The organism is Streptomyces sp. NPDC051740, assembly GCF_044453165.1.
In the GTDB taxonomy this organism is placed as follows: Bacteria; Actinomycetota; Actinomycetes; order Streptomycetales; family Streptomycetaceae; genus Streptomyces; species Streptomyces atrovirens.
This window is the reverse complement of sequence record NZ_JBITCL010000017.1, coordinates 75,422-88,891: the sequence shown is the minus strand read 5'-3', so window position 1 is coordinate 88,891 and position 13,470 is coordinate 75,422. Positions and strand designations below refer to the sequence as shown.

The window sequence follows — 13,470 nt, the reverse complement described above, 5'->3', positions numbered from 1 at the left end:
GAATGTCCCATCCGCTCCTCCCGCTCGCCGCCTCCGCACCGGCGGAGACACCACCGCACACCGGAGGACTGCTCCTCCTCCTCGACGGCACGGCGGGTCTGCTGACCGTCGCCGCCATCGGTATCGCGCTGCTCCTCTTCCTGATCATCAAGGTCCGGCTGCAGCCGTTCGTCGCGCTGCTCGCCGTCTCCATAGCCGTCGGCCTGATGGCGGGTCTGTCGGTCACCGAACTCTTCGGCACGGTCCAGCGTTCGGACGCGGTGTCCACCCTCGAGTCCGGGATGGGCGGCATCCTCGGCCACGTCGCGATCATCATCGGTCTGGGCACCATGCTCGGCGCGATCCTCGAAGTCAGCGGCGGCGCGGAGGTCCTGGCGGGCCGGCTGCTCGGCCTGTTCGGCGAGAAGCGCGCCCCGCTCGCGATGGGCCTCACCGGTCTGATCTTCGGCATCCCGGTCTTCTTCGACGTCGGCATCTTCGTCCTCGCGCCGATCGTGTACGCCGCCGCCAAGCGCTCCGGCAAGTCCATCCTGCTCTACTGCCTCCCCCTCCTCGCCGGCCTCTCGGTCACCCACGCCTTCCTGCCCCCGCACCCGGGCCCGGTGGCCGCCGCCGGACTGCTCCACGTCGACCTCGGCTGGGTCATCCTCATGGGCATCGTCTGCGGTCTGCCGGCCGTCGCCGCAGCCTGGGCCTACTCCGCCTGGATCGGCAAGCGCATCTTCGTCGCCGTACCGCAGGACATGGTCGAGGCCGCCCAGGAGGCCAAGGACGCCGTCGCCGCCGAGCAGCGCGCCTCCGGGGTCGAACCGCGGGAGGCGCCGGTGCCGCTCGGCACGGTCCTCGGCATCATCGGTACGCCGCTGATCCTGATCCTCGCGGCGACCTTCTCCTCGATCGCGCTGGACGAGTCCACCCTCCGCTCGGTGATCGAGTTCTTCGGCCACCCGTTCGTGGCCCTCACCCTCGCCCTCTTCCTCGCGTACTACCTGCTGGGCATCCGGCGCGGCTGGTCCCGCAAGTCCCTGGAGACCGTCTCCACGTCCTCCCTCAAGCCGGTCGGCAACATCCTGCTGGTGGTCGGCGCGGGCGGTGTCTTCGGCGCCGTCCTCAAGGCCAGCGGGGTCGCCCAGGCCCTCTCGGACACCTTCAACGACGTCGGCCTGCCGGTGATCGTCCTGTCCTACCTGATCTCCGTGGTGCTGCGGGTCGCGCAGGGCTCGGCGACGGTGGCGATCGTGACGACGGCGGGCATCGTGGCCCCGCTGCTGGCCGAGGGGGACCACTCGCAGGCGTTCGTCGCGCTGGTCATCATGGCCATCTCGGCGGGCTCGATCTTCGCCTCGCACGTCAACGACGGCGGCTTCTGGATGGTCGCCAAGTACTTCGGCATCAGCGAACGGGACACGCTCAAGACGTGGACGGTGCTGGAGAGCGTGCTGTCCGTGGCCGGTTTCGTGGTCGCCGCCGCGCTCAGTCTCGTCGTGTGAGCCATGGTGCCCATGTAGGCGTCTGATAACGAAGTTGGGGGCTGGCTGTGTCCGGCACAGGTTTGTCGACCATACTCCTGCGGTGTGGAGCAGCGCATAGGTTCGAGCAGCCAGCCCCTGGAAGGCGCCGGATTCGACCCGGCATTCATCCCCGGGCTCACCTCGCCCGCGTCCGGCCGGGAGGAGGACGCGAAGGCGAAGCCGGAGGAACCGGAGGACACGGTCCCGGAGGACACGACTCCGGAGCCGGAACCGGAGGTGGAGGAGGAGTCCGCCGCCGAGGAGCCGGCGGTCCCCGACGGCCCCGTCTTCGAGGCGTCCGACCGTCGCGCCCGGGTCGTCGCCGACCACAGCGGCGTACGACTGCGCCTGGACGACCAGGAGTGCGAGTTCCGCTGGGACGAGATCGGCGCGGTGGAGACGGAGACCGCCCGCTTCGGCAAGCGCTGGACGCTCACCGTCCACACCCCTGACCGCCGCTGGTACCCGATCGAGGTCGAGGCCCCGTCCCGCAGCAGCTTCGCGGAATGGGACACCGCGCTGGACGCGGTCCTGGACACGTACTTCGAGGACGGCGAGGAGCAGTCCGAGAAGGACGACCGGACGGACGACCGGGCGGACGACCGGGCGGACGACGGGAAGGACGACCGGGCGGACGACCGGGCGGACGACGGGAAGGACGACCGGGCGGACGACCGGGCGGACGACGGGAAGAAAGACCGGACGGACGACACGAAGGACGACGAGAAGGCCGGTGACGGCGACGGAACCGACGCCGACTAAGCGCATCGGGTGAAGATCCGCGCACGCCCTCTTGTCCCACCGGCCGCCATGGGCTTTCTTGACCCCCATGGCGGACACCACGGGCAACACCAGAGACGTCGGCGCACCACTCGGGTCCGGGGCCGGTTCGGCTCCCCGTAAGTCCAGTTGGCGCTACATCGGTCCCGGCATCGTCGTCGCCGCGACCGGTGTCGGCGCCGGCGACCTCGTCGCCACCCTCATCGCGGGCAGCAACTTCGGCTACACCCTGCTGTGGGCGGCGATCCTCGGCTGCCTGGTGAAGATCTCCCTCGCGGAGGCGTGCGGACGCTGGCACCTGTCCACCGGCCGCACCCTCTTCGACGGCTGGGCGAGCCTCGGCCGCTGGACGACCTGGTTCTTCGCGGTCTACGCCGTGATCTGGGGCTTCGTCTACGGCGCGGCGGCGATGTCGTCCAGCGCCCTGCCGCTCCAGGCCCTCTTCCCGGACGTGATGGACCTCGAATGGTGGGGCATCGCCTGCGGCCTCGTCGGCCTGGTCTTCGTCTGGTTCAACAAGTACGACGTGTTCGAGAAGGTCATGACGGTCCTGGTGGGCGTCATGTTCGTCGTCACCGTCTACCTGGCGATCCGCGTCACCCCCCACCTCGGTGACGCCTTCGCCGGCCTCCTCCCGGTCCTCCCGGACGAGAAGGACTCGGTCCTCAACACCCTCGGCCTGATCGGCGGCGTGGGCGGCACCATCACGCTGGCCGCGTACGGCTACTGGGTCAACGCCAAGGGCTGGACGAACACCGGCTGGATGAAGGTCATGCGCCTGGACAACCGGGTCGCCTACGCCACCACCGGCATCTTCGTCATCGCGATGCTCCTCGTCGGCGCCGAGCTGCTGCACTCGGCGAACATCGCGATCGCGAGCGGCGACAAGGGCCTGATGCAGCTCGGCGACATCCTGGAGGAGGAGTACGGCACGGCCACCGGCAAGCTCTTCCTGATCGGCTTCTTCGCCACCTCCTTCACCTCCCTGATCGGTGTCTGGCACGGCGTGAGCCTGATGTTCGCCGACTTCCTGGCCCGGCAGCGGGGCGAGCGGGAGGCGCGGGGCGACGAGCTGGCCTCCGGGCGCCGCGAACGCTCCTGGACCTTCCGCGCCTACCTGCTCTGGCTCACCTTCCCGCCCATGATCCTGCTCTTCCAGGACGAGCCCTTCCGCCTGATCATCATCTACGGCGTCCTGGGCGCCGCCTTCATGCCCTTCCTCGCCCTCACCCTGCTCTGGCTCCTCAACTCGTCCCGCACGCCCCGCGAGTGGCGCAACGGCCCGCTGAGCAACGGCATGCTCGCGATCGCGGGCCTGCTGTTCCTGGTCCTGTGCGTGAAGCAGGTCTGGGACCAGCCGTGGTCGGAGTTCTTCTAGTCCGCGCGGCGGTAGGTCGTCGGGGGCTGGTCGTCACCGAGCACGGTCACGGCCAGCTGGTCGGCGCTCTTGAGCCGCAACGTGTCCGTGTTGCCGTTCTCGCACTGGTCCTCCGGTTCCGCGACCGTGACGACCGCCGGGCCGAGCCGCACCCCCGTGCTGGTGGCGTCCACCACGACGCTCTCCCACTCGCAGTGGTACGCCGCCCCGTCACCGGTCCACCTGGCCACCACCTCACCGTAGGCCCCTTGTTCCAGCACGAGGGACATGCTCTCGCCGGAGTCGGAGCCCTCACGCTTCCAGGTGCCGAGGAAGGAGTCCGGGATGGGGGTGTCGGACGGTTCGGTCCTCGTGAGGATCGCGGTCTCGCCGCCGTCGCCGCTGGTCCAGGTGATCGAGCCGTCGTCGCCCAGACGCAGGGTCTGCTCGCCGCCGTCGGTGCAGCCGGACTCGGGGATGCTGGTGACCGAGCGGGACTCCAGCACCATCAGGCTGCCGAACGAGACGAGCTTCCCGGCGCCGGTGCACAGCACGTCCTCGAAGGAGTTGAACGTCGTCGCGACGTCCTCGCCCTCTATGCCCTGGGTGATCGTGATGCGCCGGAGCGATCGCACGTTCCCCTCGGAGTCCTTGCCCTGGCCCTGCCAGGTGCCCAGGTAATCGTCGGCGATCGCGCCCTCGATGGAGGCCGAGGGCGCCGGGCCCGGGGAGGAGGTGTCCTCCTCGTCCTGCGTGGGGTCGCCCGCGGGCTCTTCGGTGCTGTCGTCGGCGGGCTGCCCGGAGCCGCTCGTCCTCCCGGCGCCGGTGTTCCTGCCGTCGTCCTTGTCGCCGCCCATGTTCATGGCGGCGTACGTGATGCCGCCGGCGAGCAGGGCGACGACCAGGGCGACGGAGCCGACGACCAGCCGGGTCCGCCTGCGGGCCGCCGGGGCGGGCGCGGGGGCCGGCGCCGGAATGGGGTCCCCGAACACACCGAGCGGCGGCGCGACCGGCGTCGGCGCGGGTGTCCGAGCCGGAGTGGGAGCCGACGCCGGGTCCGCGGCAGACGGTGCCGGGCTCACGGCGGGCGGGCTCGGGTCCGCGGTGGGCGGGCCGGGGTCTACGGCGGGCGGGCCGGGGTTCACGGCGGGCGGGCCGGGGTTCACGGCGGGCGGGCTCGGGTTCACGGTGGGCGGGCCGGGGTCCGCGGCGGGCGGTGCCGGGCTCATGGCGGCCGGCCTCGGGTCCACGACGGCCGGCCTCGGGTCCACGACGGCCGGGTCCGGGGCCGCGGTGGGCTGGACCGGGTCCGCGGTGGGCTGCGGGGTGGCCGGCGCGCTCGCCGGCAGCGGCGGGGTCGCGGGCGGCGTCGAGGGCGGAGCGGAGGGCGGCGTCGGGGACGGAACCGCCGACGGGACCGGCGGCGCCCCGGGCGGCGGCGGAGGGGTGGCCGCGGGCGGCCCGGTGACGGGCATCGGCGGCACGGTCGGCGGTGCGGCCGGAGGCGCGGGGACGGCCCGGGTGCCCGGTGCCTCCGAGTCCAGCAACCGGGCCGCCCTGCGGCCCAGTTCCGCGATCAGCCCGGCCGGCAGCCACGGCTCGGTGTCCGCGCTCGCCGCGTCGGCGGCCGTGCGCTCCACCAGATCGGCGGGCGTCGGCCGGGCGGCGGGGTCCTTGGCCAGGCAGTCGCGTACGAGGTCCGACAGACCCTCGGGCAGGCCGGACAGGTCCGGCGACTCCTGCGCGATCCGGTACATCACCGCGTGCATCCCGCTGTCCGACGAGCTGAACGGCTGACGCCGGGTCGCCGCGAAGGCCAGCACCGAGCCGAGCGAGAAGACGTCGCTGGCGGCGGTGAGCGGCTCGCCGCGAACCTGCTCGGGGGACATGTAGCCGGGCGAGCCGATCACCGCCCCGGTGCGGGTCAGCTTGCCGTCGGCGGTCACCGCGTCGAGCGCGCGGGCGATGCCGAAGTCGATGACGCGCGGCCCGTCGATCGTCACCAGGATGTTCGCCGGCTTGAGGTCGCGGTGGACGAGGCCCGCCTCGTGGACGGCCGTGAGCGCCCGGGCGAGCCGGTTGGCGAGGATCCGCACCGACCGCTCGGGCAGCGGCTCCGGGCGCCCGGCGATCACCTCGTGCAGCGAGGGCCCCGGCACGTACCCGGTGGCGACCCACGGCGCGGCCGCGTCGGTGTCCGCGTCCAGCACGGGCGCGGTCCACTCGCCGCCCACGCGCCGCGCGGACGCGATCTCCTGCGCGAACCGCCTGCGGAACTCGGGCTCCGACGCCAGCTCGGAACGGACCAGTTTCACGGCGACGGTGCGGCCACCGGTCGAGCGGGCCAGATAGACCTCACCCATGCCGCCCGCGCCGAGGCGGGCGAGAAGCCGGTAGGGGCCGATACGTGACGGATCGTCGGGTCTCAGCTCATCCACGGCCCGATCCTCGCACAGCGGTCACGCCAGGGGGCGTCCGAAGACACATCGGTTGCTTCTGTATCCCGCTCGTGACCTGCGGTCCCCGTCCGGGGCGCCGGTACCCGAACGGCACCGCCCCCGCCCCACGTCACCGTGGGCCGGGGGCGGTGCCGTTCGGGCCGCGCCGGTCACGGCAGTGCGTGGACGTGCGGGCCCACCGCGTTGGACCAGGCGTTTCCTGCCGTGGCGTCCCAGTTCGTGGACCAGGTCATCGCGCCCCGCAGGCTCGGGTAGGTCCTCGACGGCTTGAAGGAGCCGCAGCCGGTGCCCTTGGTGAGGCAGTCCAGGGCGTTGTTCACGACCGACGGGGAGACGTAGCCGCTGCCCGCGCCCCGCGTCGAGGCGGGCAGGCCCAGGCCGACCTGGGACGGGTCGAGACCGCCCTCCAGCTGGATGCAGGCGAGCGCGGTCAGGAAGTCCACCGAACCCTGGCTGTAGACCTTGCCGTCACAGCCCAGCATGGAACCGCTGTTGTAGTACTGCATGTTGACGACCGTGAGGATGTCCTTCACGTTCAGCGCGGTACGGAAGTACGAGCCGGACGTCGACTGCATGTCGATGGTCTGCGGCGCCATCGTCAGGATCATCGACGGGCCCGCCTTCGCCGACAGGGCGCGCAGGGCCTGCGTCATGTAGGTCGGGTTGAGGCCGTTCTCCAGGTCGATGTCGACGCCGTCGAAGCCGTACTCCTGCATGACGGCGTACACCGAGTTCGCGAAGTTCGTCGCGGAGGCGGAGTCGTTCACCGAGACGGTGCCCTTCTCACCGCCGACCGAGATGACGACCTTCTTCCCGGCCGCCTGCTTGGCCCGGACGTCCGCCTTGAACTGGTCGACGGTGTAGCCGTTCAGGCCCGCCGAGTCCAGGTTGAAGGTGACGGCGCCCGGGGTGCCGGTGGCGTCCGCGAAGGCGACCGCGATGATGTCGTAGGCGCTCTGGACGTCCGAGATGCGCTGCACCGCCGCGCCGTTGTCGAAGTTCTGCCAGTAGCCGGTGACGGCGTGCTCGGGCAGGTCACCGCCCCCGCCACCGTCGTCCTTCTGCTTCGTGCGGGCCGTCACCGCCGTCGACTTCGGCGACTCGCCCGCCGCGTTGGCCGCGGCGACCTGGAAGGAGTACGAGGTGTCGGCCGCGAGGCCGGTCACCGTCGCCGACGTGCCCGACACGGCCGTCACCTTCGTGCCGTCGCGGTAGAGGGTGTACCCGGTCGCCCCCGACACCGTGTTCCAGGCCAGCGACACCGACGACGACGTCGTACCGGAGACGGACAGACCGCCCGGTGTGCCCGGTACCGTCGGCTCCGGTTCACCGCCGCCGCCCCCGTCGGGGCCGAACACCGACAGGTCGTCCACGTAGTAGGCGGCCTGGCCGTACCAGCCGTGGGTGTAGACCGTCACCGAGGTGGTGGAGGAACCGGTGGAGAAGCCGGCCGACAGCTGTTTCCAGCTGCCGGAGTCCGGGGTCCAGGTGGACACGTCCGTCGTTCCGGTGCCGGTCACGCCCAGGTAGGCGTACCCGCCCTGCACCCAGCCGCTCAGCCGGTACGTGGAGTCGGGCTTCACCGCGACCGTCTGGGAGCAGCGGGCGTTGTCCTGCCCGGCGGGCGTGGCCCTGAGCGCGGCCGTACCGCCGTGCACCGGGGAGGAGACGGTCGCGCCGCTGTTCGCCGAACAGGTCCAGTTGCTCAGGCCCGCCTCGAAGCCGGCGTTCCTGGCGTTGTTGACGTCCGCCGCGGACGCCTGGCCCGCACCGGCGAGGGGAAGGGCGAGGGCGAGGGCGGAGACGAAGGCTCCGGCCCAGAGACGTCTGCTGCGAACGGGCGTTCCTGGTGCGCGGTTCACTGGGGCCTCCGGTGGGGGAGAAGGGTGGGGGAGAGGGGGAAGTACGAGCGACGGTGGCCACCGTGTGCAGCACAAGGTGGTCCAGACCAATCCCGTTGTCAATGGGTCCAGACCGAAATCGACCAGTGAACCGACCCCGGGGCGGTGTCCGGCGTCAAGGCGGTGCACGGGATCCACACCTGTGGGGCCCGACCGGGACCGGCAAGATGCTCAACGTGTCCCGTTTTGGCGCACCTTGTGCACCGGCAGTTGCTGTTCGGCTGCTCAAACGCTGTTCTCCGGCCACAGGCCCGCGGATACAGTGCTGACGTAGTCACGCAGTGAAGTCACCAGGGTGCATCGGAGTGACGCCCGATGGGCCGAGGGGCCTGGGGAGAACGGGGAGCCGCGCGTGCCAACTGCCATTGCCGTGACCGGCGCCGACATGGCGCTGCCGGCCCAGGACGAACGAACCCTGCCCGCCGTGGTGCTGCGGGACATCGACACCCGCCCGCTCGAACAGGTCCTGACCGAGCTGCAGTCGGTCATCGAGCACCACGGGCACGTCATCGTGGTCTGCTCCCAGGCCGCCCCCACCGCCGTCCGGCGACGCCTGCACACCCTGCGCTCCCTGCTGGAGAGCGACCGGATAGCCCTCTTCCGCCCCGATCTGCCACCGCTCGGACTGGCCGTCCTGGCCCGCCAACTGCGGCAGCTCGCCTCCTGCGACCTCAGCCCCGGCGTCCTCGCCTCCGCCGGCCGGCTGCTGATCCACTACATCCACTCCGGGGCCCTGCTCGGCTCCGTCGCCCGCCTCGACCGGGTCCCCGTCGGCCTGAAGCAGCACGCCAAGTCCTGGATGCCCGGCAGCCAGTTCGCCGTGCTCGCCCACCCACAGCCGCAACTGGTCCGCCTCGGCCCCGAAGCCTCCCTGGACGGACCCGAGTTCGGTACCTGGATGCTCGTCGCCAAGGGCCAGCTCCAGTCCGACTGGGTCACCACCACCCTGGCCCCCTCCTGGAAGGTCCAGGGCCTGCGCGAGACACCGCTCCCCGCCGAGTCCCCCGGCTGGTGGGGGACCGGCAGGATCGTCGAGTTCTGCACCTACCTGCCCGACCTGTCCGTCCTGTACCAGCTGGTCACCTCCGTACGGCGCGGTGTCTGCCACTGGTGCGGCATCGACGTCATCGGCGACCGGTGCGTGTTCTGCTCCGCCGTACCACCCGCCCCCGAGGGCACGCCGGCCCTCACCCGGGGTACCTGACCCCTCACCCCCACCGCACGATCCCGCCCGAGTCCGCTCGACCGATATCCCCGATGAGGTTGCACGGTTCATGAACTCCCGTCAGCGCCGCGGCGTGATACTCCTGCTCCTGTCGGTCCTGTGCGCCCTCGGCGCGTTCGCCGGCGTGCTCTCCGTCATCAGCGACGTGGAGTCCAAGGTCGGCCCCGAGGTCACCGCGTACCGGCTGAAGACGGACGTGGCGCCCTACACCCCCCTCAGCACGGGCCAGTTCGAGAAGATCGAGATGCCCGAGCGGTGGCTGTCGAAGAACGCCGTCACCGACCTGGACGAGATCCGGGGCAAGATCGCCGTGACCGATCTGCAGGAGGGCTCCCTGCTGCAGAGCGACATGATCGTGAACCAGCCCGCCCTGCAGCCGGGACAGCAGGAGGTCGCCATCATGATCGACGCGGCCACCGGCGTCGCCGGCAAGATCACACCGGGCTCCTCGGTCAACGTCTACGCCACCTTCGAGGGCGAGCGCGAGGGCGACCCCGACCAGTCCAGAATCATCGTGACCAACGCCAAGGTCCTCGACGTCGGCAAGCTCACCGCCCTCCAGCCCGACGAGAACGACCGCGGCCGGGAGCCCACCGACGCCGTCCCGATCACCTTCGCGCTGTCCGCCGTCGACACCCAGCGCATCACCTACGCCGAGTCGTTCGCCCAGCGGGTCCGCCTCGCGCTGGTCGCACCCGGAACCGACAGCACCGTCCCGGACTCGCAGCGGACGTACGAACTCGCGAAGGACAAGTGAGAGGCCCGCATGCCCACGAGGATCCTGCCGGCAGTCGGCGACGCGGACGCGGTCCGGTCCCTCACCACACTGCTCAGCCAGCTCCCGGACGCCGAGCCGGTGGCCCCGGTGGCCGACTCCACCCAGCTCGTCGACACCCTCGCCCGCCTGGCAGCCGAGTCCGTCGACGAACTGCCCGAGGTCGTGGTCGTGCACGAGCGGATCGGCCCCGTCCCCGCCCTGGAGCTGATCCGCGAAGTCGCCCTGCGCTTCCCCGCCGTCGGCGTCATCCTCGTCACCTCCGACGCGAGCCCCGGCCTCTTCCAGGCCGCCATGGACTACGGCGCCCGCGGCCTGGTCGCCCTCCCGCTCGGCTACGAGGAACTCGCCAGCCGCGTCCAGGCCGTCGCCCAGTGGTCCGTCGGCGTACGGCGCCACCTCGGCTCCGGCGGTGACGTGTTCACCGGCGCCGGCGGCACCGTCGTCACCGTCAGCGGCGCCAAGGGCGGCGTCGGCGCGACCCTGACGGCCATCCAGCTCGCCCTCGCCGCCCAGGCCTCCGGCCGAACCACCGCCCTCGTCGACATGGACCTCCAGACCGGTGACGTCGCCGCCTACCTGGACGTCCAGTTCCGCCGCTCCGTCGTCGACCTCGCCGCCGTGGGCGACATCTCCCCGCGCGTCCTCGCCGACGCCGTCTTCCGCCACGACACCGGCCTCGCCCTGCTGCTCGCCCCCGGCGAGGGCGAACGCGGCGAGGACGTCACCGACCGCGCCACCCGCCAGATCGTCAGCGCCCTGCGCTCCCGCTACGAGGTCGTCGTCATCGACTGCGGCGCCCAGCTCGGCGGCGCCGGCGCGGCGGCCGTGGAGATGGCCGACACGGCCCTGCTGGTCACCACCCCCGACGTGATCGCCGTACGGGGCGCCAAGCGGGCGGTGCGGATGTGGGACCGGCTGCAGATCCGCAAGGCCGAGGAGACCACCGTGGTCGTCAACCGGCACACCCGGTCCACGGAGATCCAGCCCCCGCTCATCCGGAAGATCACCGCCACCGCGGTCGCGGCCACCGTGATCCCCGCCCACTTCAAGGAACTCCAGGCCGTCGTGGACGCCGGCCGCGTCCACGAACTGGAGAACAAGAGCACGGTGAAGCAGGCCCTGTGGGGCCTGGCCGGCGAACTCGGCCTGGTCAAGGCCGCCGAGGGCGCCCACAAGGGCGGCAGACCGCGCGGCGACCGGGGGTCGGTGAGCTTCCGGCGGCGCAGGGACGGAGGGGGATGACCATGAAAGCGGCATCACCCGCGCGTGACCGGGGCCAGGTGACCATCGAGTTCCTCGGCATGACCCCCACCATCCTCGTGACGCTGGTGGTGCTGTGGCAGCTCGTACTGGTGGGGTACGCGTTCACGCTCGCGGGGAATGCTGCGGACGAGGCCGTACGGGCGGCCACGGCGGCGGCACCGGGCGCACGCCAGGGCGCCTGCCAGGAGGCCGGGAGGGACAAGCTGTCGGAAGCGTGGGCGGGGGGAGCGACCGTGAACTGCACGACCTCGGGCGGCTTCGTCACCGCCGACGTGAAGCTGAACGTCCCCCTCCTCTTCCCCGGCACCATCTCCCTCCCCCTCGACGTGGAGGGACACGCGGGCGCGGTCGAGGAGGAGACGGACTGACATGCCGTACGAGCCGCACAGGCCGCACGGGCCGCACGGGCCGCACGGGCCGCACGGGCCGCACGGGCCGCACGGGCCGCACGGGCCGCACGGGCCGCACAAGCCGCACGGGCCGCACGCACACCGGCTCCGCGACCGCGGCCAGGTCGCCATCGAATACCTCGGCTTCCTCCCGATCCTGCTCATCGTCGCCATGGCCGCCGTGCAGCTCGGCCTGGTCGCCTACACCGCCCAGCAGGCCGGCACGGCGGCCCGCGCGGCGGCGCGCAGCGCGTCGCTGGGCGAGGCGTACGGCTACACCTGCAGGGCCGCCATCAGCGACTGGCTCGCCGACGGCACCTCCTGCGAGGGCTATCCGGGAGGCGACGAGATCACCGTCACCGCCACGGTCGACATCCCCTCGATCGTGCCGGGCTGGGACTTCGGCCCCGCCCGCAAGTCCGCCACGATGCCGCGAGACCACTGAGGAGCGAGCGACCCATGAGCCTGCGGGCACGCATCAACTCCCCCGAGGAGACGGGCGGACGGGGCGAGGACGGCCACCTGGTCGCCTCCTACCGCGCCAAGCTCCTGGAGGAGATCGACCTCGCGGAGATGAGTTCGCTGGCGGCGGCCGAGCGCCGGGCCAGGCTGGAACGCGTCCTCGGCCACATCATCAGCCGCGAGGGCCCGGTCCTGTCGACCGTCGAACGCTCCCAGCTGATCCGCCGGGTCGTCGACGAGGCACTGGGCCTCGGCATCCTGGAACCCCTGCTGGAGGACGCGTCCATCACCGAGATCATGGTGAACGGCCCCGACGCCATCTTCGTGGAGCGCGGCGGGCGGGTCGAACAGCTCCCGCTCCGCTTCGCCTCCAACGACCAGCTCATGCAGACGATCGAACGCATCGTCTCCACCGTCAACCGCCGCGTCGACGAGTCGAACCCCATGGTCGACGCCCGCCTCCCCTCCGGCGAGCGCGTCAACGTCATCATCCCGCCGCTCTCCCTGACCGGCGCCACCCTCACCATCCGCCGCTTCCCCCGCTCCTTCACCCTCCAGGAACTGATCGGCCTCGGTTCGCTGGACGACCACATGCTGTACCTGCTGGCCGGCCTGGTGCAGGCCCGCTTCAACGTCATCGTGTCCGGCGCGACGGGCACCGGGAAGACGACCCTCCTGAACGCCCTCTCCGGCCTGATCCCCGAGCGCGAACGCATCATCACCATCGAGGACTCCGCCGAACTCCAGCTCCAGCAGCCGCACGTCATCCGCCTGGAGTCCCGCCCGCCGAACGTCGAGGGCAAGGGCCAGGTCACCATCCGCGACCTGGTCCGCAACTCCCTCCGTATGCGCCCCGACCGCATCGTCGTCGGTGAGGTCCGCGGCGGCGAGTCCCTGGACATGCTCCAGGCGATGTCGACGGGCCACGACGGCTCCCTCGCGACCGTCCACGCCAACAGCGCCGAGGACGCCCTGATGCGGCTCCAGACCCTCGCCTCCATGTCGGACGTCGAGATCCCGTTCGTGGCGCTCCACGACCAGATCAACAGCGCCGTCGACGTCATCGTCCAGCTCACCCGCTTCGCCGACGGCGCCCGCCGCATCACCGAGGTCGCCCTGCTGGAGAGCCACGCGTCGGAGCCGTACCGGCTGACCACGGTCGCCCGCTTCCACGCACAGCCCATGACCGCCGACGGCCGCGTCCACGGCGCCTACGAGCACCACCCCCTCCCGCGCCGCACCGCCGACCGCCTCTACATGGCGAGCCAGCCCGTCCCCCAGGCGTTCGGCATCGCCCAGTCCTACGACCAGCTCGCCACCCGAGAAGCCAGGTAGGAACCGTCCC

The 13,470-nt window shown here is 71.6% G+C and carries 11 protein-coding genes; 9 read left to right on the top strand and 2 right to left on the bottom strand.

Going from position 1 to position 13,470, the window contains the following annotated elements; all coding sequences use genetic code 11:
* Positions 1-2 precede the first annotated feature (2 nt).
* The 3 genes from ACIA6T_RS25915 to ACIA6T_RS25905 all read left to right on the top strand — a co-directional run bounded on the left by ACIA6T_RS25915 (position 3) and on the right by ACIA6T_RS25905 (position 3,669).
* Positions 3-1,490 (top strand): GntP family permease, encoded by a 1,488-nt coding sequence (locus tag ACIA6T_RS25915; protein WP_399448867.1) that lies wholly within the window; start codon positions 3-5, stop codon positions 1,488-1,490.
* An 84-nt stretch (positions 1,491-1,574) separates the two neighbouring features.
* A complete protein-coding gene (locus ACIA6T_RS25910) occupies positions 1,575-2,273 on the top strand; it encodes a hypothetical protein (RefSeq protein WP_399448865.1) in 699 nt (232 codons plus the stop codon).
* A 67-nt stretch (positions 2,274-2,340) separates the two neighbouring features.
* Positions 2,341-3,669: an Nramp family divalent metal transporter gene (locus tag ACIA6T_RS25905; RefSeq protein WP_399448864.1), complete on the top strand. Its 1,329-nt coding sequence runs from the start codon at positions 2,341-2,343 to the stop codon at positions 3,667-3,669.
* Here the strand turns inward: ACIA6T_RS25905 and ACIA6T_RS25900 are convergent.
* Both ACIA6T_RS25900 and ACIA6T_RS25895 read right to left on the bottom strand, forming a co-directional pair.
* Positions 3,666-6,086 (bottom strand): serine/threonine-protein kinase, encoded by a 2,421-nt coding sequence (locus tag ACIA6T_RS25900; protein WP_399448863.1) that lies wholly within the window; start codon positions 6,084-6,086, stop codon positions 3,666-3,668. The genes ACIA6T_RS25905 and ACIA6T_RS25900 overlap by 4 nt on opposite strands.
* A 170-nt stretch (positions 6,087-6,256) precedes the next feature.
* A complete protein-coding gene (locus ACIA6T_RS25895) occupies positions 6,257-7,969 on the bottom strand; it encodes a chitinase (protein ID WP_399448862.1) in 1,713 nt (570 codons plus the stop codon).
* A gap of 409 nt (positions 7,970-8,378) precedes the next feature.
* Between ACIA6T_RS25895 and ACIA6T_RS25890 the strand changes: the two genes are divergently transcribed.
* From ACIA6T_RS25890 to ACIA6T_RS25865, 6 genes are all read left to right on the top strand, one after another.
* Positions 8,379-9,212: a hypothetical protein gene (locus ACIA6T_RS25890; RefSeq protein WP_399448939.1), complete on the top strand. Its 834-nt coding sequence runs from the start codon at positions 8,379-8,381 to the stop codon at positions 9,210-9,212.
* 70 nt (positions 9,213-9,282) lie between these two features.
* The gene (cpaB, locus tag ACIA6T_RS25885; protein WP_399448861.1) at positions 9,283-9,990 is read left to right on the top strand and encodes a Flp pilus assembly protein CpaB; all 708 of its coding nucleotides are present in this window, start codon (positions 9,283-9,285) and stop codon (positions 9,988-9,990) included.
* Between the two features lie 9 nt (positions 9,991-9,999).
* Positions 10,000-11,253 (top strand): CpaE family protein, encoded by a 1,254-nt coding sequence (locus ACIA6T_RS25880; RefSeq protein ID WP_399448860.1) that lies wholly within the window; start codon positions 10,000-10,002, stop codon positions 11,251-11,253.
* Entirely contained in the window at positions 11,250-11,642 is a 393-nt protein-coding gene (locus ACIA6T_RS25875) for a pilus assembly protein (protein ID WP_399448859.1), read from the top strand. The genes ACIA6T_RS25880 and ACIA6T_RS25875 overlap by 4 nt, the downstream gene beginning before the upstream one ends.
* A 151-nt stretch (positions 11,643-11,793) precedes the next feature.
* Positions 11,794-12,108 carry a TadE/TadG family type IV pilus assembly protein gene (locus ACIA6T_RS25870; protein ID WP_399448938.1) on the top strand — a complete coding sequence of 105 codons (315 nt, stop codon included), beginning with the start codon at positions 11,794-11,796 and terminating at the stop codon, positions 12,106-12,108.
* A gap of 14 nt (positions 12,109-12,122) precedes the next feature.
* Positions 12,123-13,460 (top strand): CpaF family protein, encoded by a 1,338-nt coding sequence (locus ACIA6T_RS25865; RefSeq protein WP_399448858.1) that lies wholly within the window; start codon positions 12,123-12,125, stop codon positions 13,458-13,460.
* Positions 13,461-13,470: the final 10 nt, after the last annotated feature.